The following is a 14,791-nucleotide window of genomic DNA, read 5'->3' as shown; positions in this document are numbered from 1 at the left end:
ATGATTACAAAAATATTAACTAGTTTCTTCTTTATCGTTGCACCTCTTTGTTATTCTCCTGGGCCTGCAAATGTTACCTTGGCCGGACTTGGTGGAACTTATAGTTTTAAGAAAACACTACCTTTTATTCTTGGGCTTTGGCTTTCGACAATCTCAGGTCTTCTGATCTGTCTCTATGGTGCGACTGATTTCATCATGAAGCATGAGAAGATCATGACATACTTACCAATCTTTGGCGCTTTATACCTTTTCTATATGGCCTACAAAAGTCTTACGAATGTGAAGGAAGTAAAGGTTAATAACGAAGAAGAAAATTCGAAAGGTCCTTCGTTTTTGGAGGGAGCAATTTTTCAGGCCCTCAATCCGAAGTTCTTAGTTTTCACAATCAGTGTTTACTCACCATTTTTAAATGAAGGTAAACTCTTTCTAACACTTTTTAGTGCGGTCATATTTTTTGGCGGAGCCAGCGCTCATTTACTGTGGTTCTTTATGGGTAATCGCTTGGCCCATGTCCTTGGTGGAAAGAAGGCCCAGTACTTCTTTAGTTTTTTACTCGTTGCAGTAGGACTGTGGATGATCTCGACTTCTTTCTAAGTTATTGATATTACTTTAGGTGTTAGTATAGACTCATTCTTTAAAAACTATTTCTATTTACAAACTGCTTGCTAAATCTAAATAACGCAAGTAGATATAGGGCATGGACAAAACACCGGCTCGCTTTTCATTTATTATTCCGATTGTTATGGGGGTAGTACTTACTTTAAGCTTTTTTGTCTTAGGGATTGCTGCTTATCACATTCATAGTAATCAAGAAAAGGTGCGTTTTGAAAATGATCGAGAAATCATTTCGAGACAAATCGTAGACTCTCTTAAGCTTCCTATTTGGAACTTAAACAGAGAGTATATTCAAAAAATTTCAAATGTATTTGTAAACTCTAGTGATCAAACTGTAACATCCATTACTGTAAAAGATGAGAATGGTAATCTATTAAGTCATATCTCTCTTGTTGAAGCTCCAGCTCCTAAATATGTTCATCCTGAAATTATTATCGAAAACTTTGATGTTTCATATGAGGGCAAGAATATTGGAAATGTTGAGATTATATTTTCCAATCGTTTAAATGCTGTTTATGTCCACAATATCATGAAAATGATTGGAATGTGGTTTGCTTCCGGTCTCATCTTATCTTTAATTGTTATTTCGTTTGCCTATTATTACTTATTTTTTAGTCCTCTTAAGCACTTTGTTAATCGAACAAGTCTTATTGCTAGTGGAGACTTCCGACCAATCCGTGAAAAATTTGCATTAAATGAACTATCTTTCTTTGCAAAAACTTTAAATAAAACTCTAAAAGAAATTATTCTAAGAGATGAGAAGTTAAAGCAATACAATGTGGAACTTGAAGCTACTGTTAGTAAACGCACACAAGAGTTATATGAGCAAAGAGAAAGAAGTCATGAGTCTGAAAGACTTGCGGCCTTGGGGCAAATGGCAGCTGGAATTGCTCATGAAATTAATAATCCTCTATTTGTAATCTTAGGTAATCTTAATCGTCTAAAGAAATGTGTAAGCGGCGAAAAGTGCGAGTATATTCTTGAGAAAGTTGAAGTCGCGGCAGATCGAATCACTGAAATTGTAAAAAGTATGTCGACCATGTCTCGTGATGGGCAAAAAGACTTGAAAACAGTAATTCGATGTGAGGAGCTTGAGTCAATTGTCTTAGCGATTTGTAAAGGTCGCTTGGCCGAAAAAGAAATTGGCCTAAGTTTTCATTATGATAAGAGTCCTCAAGGAAACCTTATTTATGCAAATAAGACGCAGATCAGTCAGGTTCTTGTTAACTTAATTAATAATTCAATTGACGCAATTGAAGACCTTGAAGAACGTCATATAAATGTTGTTATCAAGCAAGATTTTGAAAATCTTTTTATTGAAGTTATCGATAGTGGAAACGGAATCGATCCTCGTATTGAAAGTCGAATTATGGAACCTTTTTATACGACAAAAGATGTTAATAAGGGAACTGGTCTGGGATTAAGCTTATCGTATGAAATGATGTTAAATAATGACGGTTATTTAAAGTATGACCCTAAGTCAGAGAATACAAAATTCATTATTTCACTACCAAAATATAGTGGAGCTATGAGTGAACATCTTCATTAAGACTCTTATTGCCTTCACATTTTCAATTTCAATCTTTGCGACAACGGATATCCTTGTGGGTGCCTATCACTTTCCTCCCTTTTACATGAAGAAGAATGGTGCAAAAAGTGGTATTCTACTGGAAATGATTCAAGAGCTTAATAAAGTTCAAGACAAGTATCGTTTTAAAATTGTTGAAACATCAGCAAGACGTCGCTACCGTGACTTTACATCAAATCGTTTTGATATGATTTTCTTTGAAAGTCCTAAGTGGGGTTGGAGTGAGCGTAAGATTAATTATGTGATGACACCTCCTTTTTCACTAGGTGGTGAAAAGTTTATCGCATTAAAGAGAGATAGAAATCAAAGCTACCTAAAGCAACTAGAGAAGAAAACGATACTATTATTTGATGGCTATCACTATGGCTTTCTCGATTATGAAATAAAAAAGGACTTTAATGCAAAGTTGACTTATACCAATTCGCACGAGGGAAATATTCTCAGCATTCTTAAAGGTAGGGGTGATATTGCCATTGTTACTGAGTCCTATTTAAATCTCTTCTTTGATAATAATAGCCAATTTAAAGATAAGCTTATTATTTCAGAACATTATGACCAAGAATACGATCACCGGGTAATTATGACGAAGACCTCACATATTTCAAAAGATATGATGATGAGTCTTTTAATAAAAATAAAAGATATGCCTTGTTGTCGTAAAGTATTCAAGTTTTAATTTAACTCATACATTAACAACTCACTAAAGCGCTCCTTAGAGCGTCTCCATGCTTTAGCATCTTGACGAAGTTTCTCATTCTTTAGGGAGTTCTCTCTCATCAGCAATTGACGTTTTTTAGGGTTATTGATCATAATACAAAATGTTACAGGGTCTGCTTCAAAGCTTCTTCCGCAAATATTGTAGACGTAATCAAGACTCCCCGTTTTGTAACGATACTTCTCAAACCCTGCTTTCGTTAAGTACTTACGGTGAAGAGAGCCACTGTGACCAGTGATTGAAAGTAGGTTTACAAAGTAGTGATTGCCAAATTTCTTATAAGCATTTTTGTTGATAAAATTTACGATGTCCTGTGCTAGCATTTCGATGTCAACGCTTAGGCCAGAGCTATTTGTGACGTTACCTTTCACAGGTAGTTTTAAATCCTTAACCATTTTCTGGGCAGCATCTTTCAGGTTATCTTTCTTTGTTGCCTTTAAAACTAAGGTTTCGATAAAGAGGTTATTTGAGTACTCAAGAGATAACTTCACCATGTCTAGTGATGAAACAGAGTAAATTGAATTTAAAATTTTTGACTTGGTAAATTTCTTTTCAAAAGCAATACCGCTAGTTTCAATTCCTGCCGTTTTTAGGTGGTTGTTAAAGTAGTGGGCATTAAAAAGTAGTGAGTTTCTTAAAGGAACCTCTAGGAAGTAGTTATCTGTTTTTGAATAGATCCATTCTTCTTTTTTACTATTACTCTGATGACGAAAGCCTTCTCCTGGCCCTAGTTTCTTAGTTGCTTTGTTTACTTTGAAACCATCGTGAATAGGAAAAATTTCTTTATTCTCGCGGCCAATAGACTTGAAGCGGTTAAAGTTAATATTAAGGCCCGAGATACTTTGATTATAAGGCTGGTCATCAAGGCCCACGTTACCAATGCGGCTTAAGTTGACAAAGTTGTTGATAATAACGAGTTTCCCTTCAATCTTTTTTATTCCGGCGGCTTTTACGGCATCCACAAGATCAAATGCTTGGGCCGTAAGAAAGTATGGATCACCTGAAGTACTTAGGATTAGATCTCCTTTGAGAATGCCATTTGAAATATGTCCACGTGAGGCAATGGTCGTTTTAAATCGGTAGTCCGTTCCTAGTTTATCGAGGATATAGTAGGCCGAAAAAATCTTGAAAATAGAAGCGGGAATGAATGTATTCTTTGTATCAAGTGATCTTGATTTGCCGCTATCCCATTCTAAAAAATAGCTTAATTCGTCACCTTTATCTAAAAATTCTTTCTTTAATTTATCAATTGAAGTTGTAGCAAGAGTTGCTAGTGAAAATAAAAATAAAACCAAGTACTTCATTTATGTCCATCCTTATGACAACAGTCTGGAGTTACGGGATCATATCCGCCCTTGGCCCATGGGTGACAGCTTAGAACGCGCTTTGTCGTTTTCCAAAAGGCGATATGAAAAGGCAATTTGCTAAAGGCCTCGATACCATATTGCGAGCATGTTGGCGTATAGCGACAATTAGACCCAAGAAAGGGAGAGATTGCCAGTTGGTAAAAGCGGATTAATTTGATGAAAACGTATCTCATTACGCGTTATTTTAGCATTTTCATGGATAATTTGCTATTTTTTAGGTTCCAGCAGACTTTTACGTAAACATAGCATTATTTTACAACGCAACGCTTACGTAAAAGTCTGCTGGAACCCATAAAGGAAAGAAGATGTTAAAACAAGAAAGAGCAGACTATATTGTTGAGGCGCTTGAGGAGCTTTATCCAGAAACTCCTACGCCGCTAGATCATACGAATGAGTTCACATTACTAATTGCAGTTCTTTTGTCAGCACAGTGTACTGATGAACGAGTTAACCAAGTAACTCCGGCCCTTTTTACAAAGGCCGACAATGCACGTGACATGATGAAATTAACACAAGAAGAGATCAAGGAGATTATTAAGCCTTGTGGGCTTTCTCCTAGAAAGTCGAAGGCCATTTATGACCTTTCTCGCATTCTCGTTAATGAACATGAGGGAGAAGTTCCTGCAAGCTTTGAGGAGCTTGAGAAGCTTCCTGGGGTTGGTCACAAAACAGCTTCAGTTGTTATGGCCCAGGCCTTTGATGTTCCAGCGTTTCCAGTCGATACTCATATTCACAGACTTGCCCAGCGTTGGGGCCTAACTAAAGGTAAGAATGTTGACCAGACTGAAGCTGATTGTAAGAAGTTATTTCCAAGAGATCTTTGGAATAAACTTCATTTGCAAATCATCTTCTATGGGCGCGAGTATTGTAAGGCGAGATCATGTTTTGGGCTTGAGTGTCCAATTTGTCGCCATGTTTATCCAAACCGTAAATCAAAAGTTGAGACAAAGAAATGAGAGTAACACGAATTAATGACTTCGATATTTTATTTCAAGAGGGGAGCACTAAGAAATCGATTATTGTTCTTCATGGCTATGGAGCGAGCTTTCAAGATTTAGCTCCTCTATATCAGTATTTAGATCCTAAGGATGAATTTAATTGGTACTTTGTTGATGGCCCAATGAAAGTTGATATTGGTATGGGAATGAAGGGGAGTGCATGGTTTCCGATTGATATGGTAGGGCTCCAGCAGGCATCGATGGAAGGTCGAATTGAAGATTTCTTCTCACAAAGTGTCCCTGATGGCATTGAAGATATGCGTGATAGACTTATTCACCTCATTAAGGAAATTAAAAAGAATAGTGATGAAGTGTATCTTGGAGGATTTTCTCAAGGGTCTATGATGAGTCTTGCGATTGCTTATAAAGAACCAGAATTGATTAAGCGCTTATTCCTATTATCATCAACTCTATTTGATGAAGGGCATATCGCGGAGAACACGAAGCATCTTAGGCATATTCCTATTTTTCAATCCCATGGAAGTGCAGATCCAATTCTTCCGTTTTTCTTGAGTGAGAAGCTTAAGACTTATCTTGAAAAAGTTGATGAATATGAGTTTCATCCATTTCAAGGTGGGCATGAGATTCCAATGCCTGTGATTCAAAAATTAAAAACATTCTTGGAGAAATAGAATTATGTTAAGCGGAAATATACGCAAAATGAAAACATCTCTTGAAGATGGTTTAGCTCATTATCACTTACCTTTAGGTGATGAGCTACTTTATATGAATGATCTTTTAGGAAAGAAAATCAAGCTAAGCTTTGATGGTCAGATTAACTCAGTTTATTCTGGAGAGTTAATTAAGAAGTCTTATTCTCAAGGCTACTCTTATAAGGAAATGATCACTCTTGCTCAATGTGATACTTGTATTGTTAAGCCAGAGCTTTGCCACTATCACAAAGGAACTTGTCGCGAACCGAAGTGGGGAGAAGAGAATTGTATGATTCCTCACTATGTGTACCTTGCGGTTTCTAGTCATGTGAAAGTGGGAATTACAAGACACACTCAAATTCCTACTCGTTGGATCGATCAGGGCGCATCATATGCGCTACCAATTTTAGAAGTTCCCGATCGTAAGACTTCTGGTGAGATTGAAGTTGAGATTGCTAAGGCATTTTCTGATAAAACTAATTGGCGCAAGATGCTCATGAATGAAGTCGCAGATGAAGATCTCGAAATGCTTCGTGATCAAATTTATGATGACTTTGCGGACATTATCGATAGCTTTGGCCTCGATGATATTGAAGAGGAAGTTACTCATATTGAATATCCGGTGATCGAATACCCAACAAAAGTTAAGTCAATTGGTTTTGATAAGAGCCCTGTTATTGAGGGGACTTTAATGGGGATTAAAGGTCAGTATTTAATTTTAGATACGGGATGCGTGAATATGAGAAAGCATGGTGGTTACTTTTTAAATGTCGAGTTCGACGTCTAGTCCACACTCTTTTGCATGTATTTGAACCATATTCTTCACTTCTCTCGTTGAAACAAGATGGTCGAGTAGTGAGAATTTTTGAGCTAAAGGAAGTGCACAACCATTATCGCATTTTGCATCAGCAGTGATGATATTCACGTGCTCAACTGGTTTCGTATTTTGGAAACTTGCGATCCACTTAAAATGTTCAAGAATCTTATTGGAAATATTTTGAGTGATCTCAGGACGTCTTTCTAAATTGAATAGGAAGCGACCTGTATCTTTTTGGCGTCCATTTACTAATATATGAATGACGCCTTTTTCTTTTAGATGTAGACTATTACTTAAACATTTTGGACAAAACATTACTTTTCCTTAAATTTAAGTATAATTATAAAAGCTAAATAAAAATTAATCAAAGGGTAAAATATGGAGCCAATTAAGAGAGCGATTCCTATGCGCGATGGTGTAAAGCTATACACTGAAGTGGTTGAGCACGGGGCAAAGTACTGGCTAATAGCGACTCATGGAATAGGGGAGCATTTAGGTCGACATAAATACCTCCAAGAAATTTTTGGCTTTGATGTTAATGTCTTTCAATATGATCTACGTGGCCATGGGCGAAGTGGTGGTGAGAAAGCTTATATCGACCCATTTGAGCAATATATGCTAGACCTTGAAGATTGCCTTAAGCATTTAAAAGAGAATTATAAAATGGAAGATTATATTCTCTATGGGCACTCAATGGGGGCCCTTATAACATGTGGCTTTACACAAAATAATTTAAAAGAAGACTCTTATCCAAGAGCAATAATCATCAATGCTCCACCAGTCGGTGTAGGTGGTCCATTTGCTGTTGCCGTTAATAAGATTAAGGGAAATATCTTTAACAAATTAGCTTCTGTTAAGATGTCGATACCACTTGGTGGACTCGTTGATTTAAATACTCTTTCACATCGAAATAAAGTGATTGAGGAATTTAAAAATGATCCTTTTAATCTTCAAAAGCTTCACACAAAACTTCTATTAGAAATGGTTGCTTGTAGTAAGAAAGTATTTTCAAAGCCTATCAACGATAAGGTTGAAAAGTATATTTCTTACGGAACAGCGGACAAGCTAATTAGTGTTCCTGAGCTTGAGAAGTATTTGGCAGAAGTGGATACAAGTTTTACAGTGACTAAAATTGAAGGTGCACGACACGAGCAATATCAAGAGATTGAAAAGTATCGTACTCCTTATTTTAATTATCTTAGAGATCTCGTTAAGAAGTTAATTTTTTAGTGACCGTTAATATAGTCGATAAAGTTCTTTATAACTTTACGGCCACCTTCATAACCGGCCTTTAGTTCTTGCTCCGATAGAGTCATTTCAATATGGCCATCGACAAAGTCCTGAGATGCTTCGGGGTGACCTTGGAAGCTAAAGAAGGGAAGTGTCTCGTGAGCAATTCCATCAAGAAAACAATCGTTTGATGTTGCAAGATGAATAAAGCCTTTTGGAAGTTCCTTGACCTCATAGTGGTGAGTGATGAAGAGACTAAACTCTTCGTCTTTTTTGAAACCAAATTTGTCAGCAAGAACTTTCGTCTTTCTCGTTCCTTCAAAAAGTTGATTATCAGGCTTTACCATATCAACCTTTGAGCCGAAAATATCGGCAATAAGCTGATGGCCAAAGCAGATTCCCATGACAGGAATATTCTTTTCTAATTTTTCTTTCATGCGTTTTGCTAGATCAACTTGCCACTCAAGTCTTTGGTAAACATTTGAGTCTGAGCCGAAGATAATATAGCCGCTGGCCTCTTCAATCTTATCAAGCGAACTACATCCAAACTGAGATACCCAGTGATATGTCGTAGGGATATTAAAGTTTTGAATCATTTGATTCATGCAGTTATATGATGGTTTTGAAATTGCGCAGTCGATAATTGCAATAGGCTTATTCATGAGGTTCCTTAAAATGTGGCCGAAATAGTGTCAATTTGAGAGAGCCTAATCTAACAAAATTGTTAAAAAGCTAAAAGAACTTTGTCGTAAAAAGAAATAGTATTTAGTGAGTTTTGACAGTGTCAAACTTCCACGCAAAGTTGGCACTTTTTAATTAAGTATTTTAAGAATCAGTATTTTCCAAGTTTAAAGGACCAAAATTAGAGAAAATTCTTGAAAACTTCTAAGTCGCTAAGAGTTCGTCAGCACCAAATGTGAATTCAATACCTTTCAATTTTATAAAGAATCTAAAAGAAAAACTCTTTGTTGATCTAGGTTAAAAGACTAATTTTATATAAAATCTAACTAAAAACAGGTTAAAGTTAAGGCAAGAATTTACCGATAAATAAATTAAGATTAATTCGGGGGGATATCTTGTCAACTGCCAAGAAATTAGATCAAGACAATATTGAAAAGCCAAAAGCTTCTGTTGAAGCGCCAAAGGTTTCTAGTTCTAATGATGAAAATCCATCTAATATTTTAGAGTTCTCAATTACTAAACAGATTAAGGATGTTGATTTATCAAAGTTAGGAGAGAGCTCTGAGGAAAGTACTGGTAGTTTGAATAATCTTGATCTTGCTGCAAAGCCAGTTGGTGATATTACACATACTCAAATTTTAAATCTTGCAAAGAGTTCGACTGAAGTGGATGTGCTTGAAGCACAGGTGAAGCTTATCGCCCTTTTTGTATCTGAGGCCAGATTACTTGAGGGCGAGCTGAATAAATATATTCACGCTATTCACAAACAAAGCCCACAATCAAAGAAGTATCTTCTTCAAATGAGGAAAGTGGTAAAAGACTTCTCTAATATTGAAAAGATTCTTGAGAAGGCCAGATCTGTAAAATAAGTCGAGAATTAGCGACTAGCTATTTGAAGTAGCTTATCTTCTTTAGTTTTCTTAGAGTCTTTATCTTTTTTTGACTCTTTTTCGTCTTTTTCAGGACCTTGGTCTTCAACTGGGATACTTTTAAGGATCTCTGTTGCAGATACATTCATGCTAAATCCAAGACATGCGATAACGGCCATTGCTAGTACAAGTTTCATAAATTCCCTCACGTATATAATTATGCTTAGAATAGAAAGGATTTGGGCCTTAGACAAAGAGAATCGGTCGGGGATTGTAATTTTTTTAAACATGTAAGATTGAGACGAGATTCTTACAGCAGATTAGCTTCTGGAGAAGCAGGGTAAGATTGGGCGGTGCCAAACTTACCCTGAATATTTGTTATTTCTTAATAAATGTTTCTAAGAACTTCACTCTCGTTAGTGCTGGTGGGTGAGAGTGATAGAAAGAGCTATAAATTGGATCTGGAGTCAGTGTACTCGCATTATCCTTGTACATCTTCACAAGAGCATTGATTAGTTCTTGTGGGTCTGAGTGAATCGAAGCAAACTCATCTGCCTCAAATTCGTACTTTCTCGATGCCCATGAAGAGATAGGTGTAATAAAGAAAGTGTAAATTCCGCTAACTAATAGGAAGAGTGTTAGTGCCATATAAGTTTGCGTTGTATGAACTCCATGCATCTCAAAGAACCATGATGTTTGCATTAGCTGTCCTAAGATAAATAGTCCAATGAAGCTAAAAACAAAGGCCTTGATCATCATCTTAAGAATATGCTTGCGCTTAAAGTGTCCAAGCTCGTGAGCAAGAACGGCCTCGACTTCTGATGCGCTTAGTGTGTTAATTAGAGTGTCAAAGAAGACAATGCGCTTATTCTTTCCAAAGCCTGTGAAATAAGCATTTCCGTGACCACTTCTACGTGAAGCATCCATCACGAATAGTCCCTTACTTTCAAAGTCCACACGCTTTAGAAGATCGAGAATACGATCCTTAACTTCGCCTTCCTCAAGCTCTGTAAATTTGTTGAAGATTGGAGCAATAAAAGTAGGGTAGATCCACATTAGAAGTAGTTGAAATGCGCTTAGGAATGCCCAAGCATAGGCCCACCAGTATTGTCCCAGAGATTCCATGATCCAAAGGATTCCGTAAATAAGTGGAGTTCCAATAATAAGCCCTAGAAGTGAGCCCTTGATCATATCCGTTACGAAAGTTTTGAAAGTTGTTTTGTTAAAGCCGTATTTTTCTTCAATAACAAAAGTTGTATAAAGAGATTCTGGCAGGCTTAGGATTGAGTTAATAAAACTAAAGGCCAGAATAAATAATGTCCCTGTAAAAAGTGGCGATAGCTCCAGAGCTAGGATTGACTTATTTAAGGCATCTAGCCCTCCACCAAGTGTCCAAACCACAAGAATGATATAGCCAATAAAATTGAAAAGTTGGCCCTTATTAAGCTTCTCCATCGTGTAGCGAGCAGCCTTTTGGTGGTCCTCAAGAGTGATTTTATCTGCGAACTCTTCTGGAACTTTATTAAAGTTCTTTCCAATATGCTTAATATTTCTCTTATCTAGATATGCTTCAACAAGTCCCTTGATACAAAGAACAGAAATAAATACTTTTGATGCCATCGTAAGATTGACCATGTGCTTCCTTTTTTTTAACTTCTATATTTGTTATGACCTTTATATCATGTCAAAAAAAAAGGTATTTGCCTATGAATGTTCATCAAATTTATACCGATTCACCTTTACGCAACTATAACTATATTGTCGAAATGGGCAATGCTGAAGTTGCTGTGGTTGATCCTATCTATCCTGAATTAATCAATGAGTGGTTGGCCACTAATGAACGCCAATTGGCGGTGGTCCTGCTATCACATGGCCACTATGATCACGTGGCCGGAGTTGAGGCCTTGGTTAAAGAACACGGTGCTCAAGTCTGGGGACATAAAGACAGTTTCAAAAATGTTGATCGTATCCTTGTTGATGGAGAAAAGATTCCAACTTCTTTAGGAGAGTTGGAAGTGATTGAGACTCCTGGGCATACGATGGATCACTTATGCTTTTTGCTTTTTGAATCGGGCAAGCAGGTTGAAATTATCACGATGGATACGATCTTTAATGCAGGGATTGGTAATTGTAAGAACGGCGGAAACCTTGAAGTATTTGTTGATACGATTCTGGCGCTTAATGAAAGAGTCGAGGATCAGGTTATTCTCTGGCCGGGCCATGATTATATAATTAATAATTTAAATTTTACCTTGGCCAATGATCCAGATAATGAAGCGGCCAAAGAATTGCTCGAGCGTGTGCAATCAGAAGGAAGCATCGGATTTCAAACCAATTTTGAAATAGAAAGGAGAGTTAACCTCTTCTTGATGACGAATGATAAAGAAAGAATTAAAGACTTAAGACATAAACGAGATAACTGGTAAATAAAAAAAGCTTAAAGGAGTTGATATGAGTTTTCCAAAAGTAGGAAATATGGCGCCAGCATTTACAATGCTTAACCAAGACGAACAAAAAGTTAGCCTAAAGGATTTCAAAGGTGAGAAGAACGTTGTTCTTTACTTCTATCCTAAGGCCATGACACCTGGGTGTACGACTCAAGCCTGTGGTATTCGTGATTATAAGAAGGAGTTTGCTAAGGCCGACACAGTGGTTTTAGGGGTATCTCCTGATGAGCCAGCACGTCTTGTTAAATTCATCGATAAACAAAAGCTAAATTTTGACCTTCTCTCAGATCCTGAGCATAAGATTATGGATAAGTACGGAGTTTGGGGACTTAAGAAATTCATGGGTAAAGAATACATGGGTGTTATCAGAACGACTTTTATTATTGGCAAAGACGGTCGTCTGAAATATGTAATGGATAAGGTGAAAACTAAGTCACACCATGATGACGTACTGAACTGGATTAAAGAAAATCTATAGTCCTTTCTTTAATTAATTAGCTGAGGAAGTTTATGAAGGCCCTAATTTTATTTTTACTATTTTCAACGACTTATGCAGCAACACTTGAAGTGATGTCTTATAACGTTGAAAACCTATTCGACACACAAAAAGATGAAGGAAAGAACGACTGGGCTTACCTTCCAAAGAACACTAAGGGAAAGAAAGAAGCTTGTAAGAAAGTATCTTCAAAGTATCGTCGTGACGAGTGTTACTCGGCCGACTGGACTCAAGAGAAGTTAAATTTAAAACTAGCACAAATTAAAGATGTCGTTTTAAAAGAAAGAAAGAAGCTTCCTGATTTATTAGTTGTTTCTGAAATTGAAAATGAGAATGTTATCGGACAACTTGCAAAAGTTCTGGGTTATAAGAAATTCTATACTTCAAATTCACCAGACTACCGTGGAGTTGACCTAGCAGTTCTTTTTAATGAAACAAAAGATTTTAAATATGTTTCAAAGAAAGAGCATGTTCTTAAAAGTGATTATCTAAAAAAGAGACCTTCTCGTAATATCTTTGAAGTGCAATTTAAACTAGGGAAGAATGACCTTTATGTTTTTGCTAATCACTGGCCAAGTCTAGGAAACCCTGACGAGGCAAGAGTGACGGCAGCGACGACTCTAAAGTCCAGAATTGACGAAATTATGAAAAAAAATGCGAAGGCATCTGTACTTGCTGTAGGTGACTTCAATACAATTCCTGAGCTAAAGAAAGCTGGTAATAAGCACCCAATGAGAGATGTTCTCTTAAAAGATGGATCAATTGTAGATGTTGAAAAAGTATTTCGTTCTGAGAAGTCTAATTCAAAGAAAGTGAAAGCGATGCCTCCAGGGACTTACTACTATGCAAGAAACTCTCAATGGAATCACTTAGACCGTGTTTTCGTTCCAAGAGTAATGCTAGGTGAGAAGCATCCTATTAGAGTTGATCTAAAATCATATCAGATCTATGCTCCAGACTTTATTCGTCAACCACAACCACAAAGTGTTTTTGATGAAGATATCGAAGAGATGAGAGATCGTGGCTTTAAGGTTGAAACGAAGAAAGTGCAAACAGCTCCGAATCGTTATGATCACTTAGCAACTAAGAAAGCTAAGGCCGGATACTCAGATCACTTTCCACTTGTTTTTGAATTAAATTACTAAAAAAATAAAGGCCCTTTTAAAGGGCCTTTTTTATTACTTATCAAATACGCTATTAAAATATAAACGAGTACACTCTCTAACGGGATCAACTCCTGCCGGATTTTCTTGATAGAACTTCTTACACTTTGCCATAAAGTCTTTCGCGTAAGTGTCCTTTTTCTTCTTTCCACGGAATTCAAAGTGAAAACCAACGTAGTCTGGTGCAACTACTGGGTGAATCGACATATCCCATTTCTCATTTCTATTTGGGTTGTATTCACTTGCATAAATAAGCTTTCCTGTTAAGTGACCAACGAGAGCACCGACGACTACGTCACTTGCCCAGTGTGCACGATCGTGAACACGAGACCAACCACCAACAGCTGCGGCAGTGTAAGCAAGTACTGGAATAAATTTAGATTTATCTTTGTAGTGTTCTGCAATAACTGTTGCAAAAGTAAACGCCGTAGTTGTGTGCCCAGATGGGAAGGAAACATTTTCGTTATCCCAATTGAAGCCCGTAAAATCATTCTTGTCTTCTGTTTTATTTGGTCTTACACGACTAAAAGTCATCTTAGCTGCTCTTGTAATTAGTCCTGAAAGAACTGTTGCCTTAAGAGCGACTTTAGAGATTCTTTTAATTTCGTCATTTTGAATAACAACACCTAGAGCGTAACCGGCAGCAGAAAGTTGAATAGGGTAACTTCCGGCTTTCTCTCCCCAAAAAGCAATCTCTTCAGAAACTTCTGTGCGATTGTCTTGGGCAAATTGCATAAGTTCTTCATCGTTATTAAAGAGAAGAATTGCCGTACCTGCAGTTGCTCCAATTAGTGCAAGTTCATTATTGGTAAGGCCTACAGGAAGTGTTTGATAAGAAGGAGCAAATGTATATTCTCCATAACGGTTAATAATACCATCTTCTTCGTAACGAGGCTGGAAGACACTGTCTTCACCCATACCAGGGCAGAACCCATCTCTTAAGAAGTCTTCGACTAGACATTCCGCCTGTGCATTAATGACGAATACTAGGCATGCTAATATTCTTAGAAATCTACTTCCTCTCATAATATCTCCCTAAATAAAATTATGTTTGTGCCATTATATCTTGATAGGCAATTTACTAGGGTGAATTTGTTGTATTTACACGGGGGTTATAAATTTTAGACAGTTAGGTAGCGGTAATATATTTCC

General features: G+C 37.0%; 18 protein-coding genes. 11 read left to right on the top strand and 7 right to left on the bottom strand.

What is annotated here, in order from left to right; genetic code table 11:
* From ABMA72_RS05655 to ABMA72_RS05645, 3 genes are all read left to right on the top strand, one after another.
* Window positions 1-594 carry a LysE family translocator gene (locus ABMA72_RS05655; protein ID WP_392856917.1) on the top strand — a complete coding sequence of 198 codons (594 nt, stop codon included), beginning with the start codon at window positions 1-3 and terminating at the stop codon, window positions 592-594.
* A 103-nt stretch (window positions 595-697) separates the two neighbouring features.
* Window positions 698-2,164 (top strand): sensor histidine kinase, encoded by a 1,467-nt coding sequence (locus ABMA72_RS05650; protein WP_393056438.1) that lies wholly within the window; start codon window positions 698-700, stop codon window positions 2,162-2,164.
* Window positions 2,148-2,879, top strand: a complete 732-nt coding sequence (locus tag ABMA72_RS05645; RefSeq protein ID WP_392856914.1) for a substrate-binding periplasmic protein — start codon at window positions 2,148-2,150, stop codon at window positions 2,877-2,879. Before ABMA72_RS05650 ends, ABMA72_RS05645 begins: the two co-directional genes overlap by 17 nt.
* Here ABMA72_RS05645 and ABMA72_RS05640 read toward each other — a convergent pair.
* Both ABMA72_RS05640 and yidD read right to left on the bottom strand, forming a co-directional pair.
* Window positions 2,876-4,222 (bottom strand): D-alanyl-D-alanine carboxypeptidase, encoded by a 1,347-nt coding sequence (locus ABMA72_RS05640; protein WP_392856912.1) that lies wholly within the window; start codon window positions 4,220-4,222, stop codon window positions 2,876-2,878. The two genes, ABMA72_RS05645 and ABMA72_RS05640, sit on opposite strands and share 4 nt — an antisense overlap.
* Window positions 4,219-4,458, bottom strand: coding sequence for a membrane protein insertion efficiency factor YidD (gene yidD, locus ABMA72_RS05635; protein ID WP_392856910.1), 240 nt, complete (start codon window positions 4,456-4,458; stop codon window positions 4,219-4,221). The genes ABMA72_RS05640 and yidD overlap by 4 nt, the downstream gene beginning before the upstream one ends.
* Before the next feature lie 132 nt (window positions 4,459-4,590).
* On the opposite strand from yidD, the gene nth reads away from it, so the two are divergent.
* The 3 genes from nth to ABMA72_RS05620 are packed head-to-tail and all read left to right on the top strand — an operon-like array spanning window position 4,591 to window position 6,723.
* Window positions 4,591-5,241, top strand: coding sequence for an endonuclease III (nth, locus tag ABMA72_RS05630; RefSeq protein WP_392856909.1), 651 nt, complete (start codon window positions 4,591-4,593; stop codon window positions 5,239-5,241).
* The gene (locus ABMA72_RS05625) at window positions 5,238-5,915 is read left to right on the top strand and encodes an alpha/beta hydrolase (protein ID WP_392856906.1); all 678 of its coding nucleotides are present in this window, start codon (window positions 5,238-5,240) and stop codon (window positions 5,913-5,915) included. The genes nth and ABMA72_RS05625 overlap by 4 nt, the downstream gene beginning before the upstream one ends.
* 28 nt (window positions 5,916-5,943) lie before the next feature.
* On the top strand, window positions 5,944-6,723 hold the full coding sequence (locus tag ABMA72_RS05620) for a DUF2797 domain-containing protein (RefSeq protein WP_393056436.1): 780 nt from the start codon (window positions 5,944-5,946) through the stop codon (window positions 6,721-6,723).
* Here the strand turns inward: ABMA72_RS05620 and ABMA72_RS05615 are convergent.
* Window positions 6,700-7,068 (bottom strand): hypothetical protein, encoded by a 369-nt coding sequence (locus tag ABMA72_RS05615; protein ID WP_392856903.1) that lies wholly within the window; start codon window positions 7,066-7,068, stop codon window positions 6,700-6,702. The two genes, ABMA72_RS05620 and ABMA72_RS05615, sit on opposite strands and share 24 nt — an antisense overlap.
* Window positions 7,069-7,131: 63 nt before the next feature.
* Here ABMA72_RS05615 and ABMA72_RS05610 point away from each other — a divergent pair, with 63 nt between their 5' ends.
* Window positions 7,132-7,983 (top strand): alpha/beta fold hydrolase, encoded by an 852-nt coding sequence (locus tag ABMA72_RS05610; RefSeq protein WP_393056434.1) that lies wholly within the window; start codon window positions 7,132-7,134, stop codon window positions 7,981-7,983.
* Here the strand turns inward: ABMA72_RS05610 and ABMA72_RS05605 are convergent.
* Window positions 7,980-8,645 carry a type 1 glutamine amidotransferase gene (locus ABMA72_RS05605; protein ID WP_393056432.1) on the bottom strand — a complete coding sequence of 222 codons (666 nt, stop codon included), beginning with the start codon at window positions 8,643-8,645 and terminating at the stop codon, window positions 7,980-7,982. The genes ABMA72_RS05610 and ABMA72_RS05605 overlap by 4 nt on opposite strands.
* Before the next feature lie 414 nt (window positions 8,646-9,059).
* On the opposite strand from ABMA72_RS05605, the gene ABMA72_RS05600 reads away from it, so the two are divergent.
* Window positions 9,060-9,533, top strand: coding sequence for a hypothetical protein (locus tag ABMA72_RS05600; RefSeq protein WP_392856895.1), 474 nt, complete (start codon window positions 9,060-9,062; stop codon window positions 9,531-9,533).
* An 8-nt stretch (window positions 9,534-9,541) separates the two neighbouring features.
* On the opposite strand, the gene ABMA72_RS05595 is transcribed toward ABMA72_RS05600, so the two are convergent.
* Window positions 9,542-9,730, bottom strand: coding sequence for a hypothetical protein (locus tag ABMA72_RS05595; protein ID WP_392856894.1), 189 nt, complete (start codon window positions 9,728-9,730; stop codon window positions 9,542-9,544).
* 181 nt (window positions 9,731-9,911) lie between these two features.
* Window positions 9,912-11,168: a M48 family metallopeptidase gene (locus ABMA72_RS05590; RefSeq protein ID WP_393056430.1), complete on the bottom strand. Its 1,257-nt coding sequence runs from the start codon at window positions 11,166-11,168 to the stop codon at window positions 9,912-9,914.
* A 71-nt stretch (window positions 11,169-11,239) separates the two neighbouring features.
* Here ABMA72_RS05590 and ABMA72_RS05585 point away from each other — a divergent pair, with 71 nt between their 5' ends.
* Genes ABMA72_RS05585 through ABMA72_RS05575 form a run of 3 tightly spaced genes read left to right on the top strand, consistent with a single transcriptional unit; the run spans window position 11,240 to window position 13,621 of the window.
* Window positions 11,240-11,959, top strand: coding sequence for an MBL fold metallo-hydrolase (locus ABMA72_RS05585; protein WP_393056428.1), 720 nt, complete (start codon window positions 11,240-11,242; stop codon window positions 11,957-11,959).
* Between the two features lie 25 nt (window positions 11,960-11,984).
* Window positions 11,985-12,458 carry a thioredoxin-dependent thiol peroxidase gene (gene bcp / locus ABMA72_RS05580; RefSeq protein ID WP_021266377.1) on the top strand — a complete coding sequence of 158 codons (474 nt, stop codon included), beginning with the start codon at window positions 11,985-11,987 and terminating at the stop codon, window positions 12,456-12,458.
* Between the two features lie 32 nt (window positions 12,459-12,490).
* On the top strand, window positions 12,491-13,621 hold the full coding sequence (locus ABMA72_RS05575) for a hypothetical protein (protein ID WP_393056426.1): 1,131 nt from the start codon (window positions 12,491-12,493) through the stop codon (window positions 13,619-13,621).
* A 33-nt stretch (window positions 13,622-13,654) separates the two neighbouring features.
* On the opposite strand, the gene ABMA72_RS05570 is transcribed toward ABMA72_RS05575, so the two are convergent.
* A complete protein-coding gene (locus ABMA72_RS05570; protein ID WP_392856885.1) occupies window positions 13,655-14,665 on the bottom strand; it encodes a phosphatase PAP2 family protein in 1,011 nt (336 codons plus the stop codon).
* Between the last annotated feature and the right edge of the window lie 126 nt (window positions 14,666-14,791).

Source organism: Halobacteriovorax sp. CON-3 (genome assembly GCF_043196995.1).
Classification (GTDB): domain Bacteria; phylum Bdellovibrionota; class Bacteriovoracia; order Bacteriovoracales; family Bacteriovoracaceae; genus Halobacteriovorax_A.
Note: the sequence above shows the minus strand (reverse complement) of the source record. Positions and strands in the feature narration are given on the sequence as shown.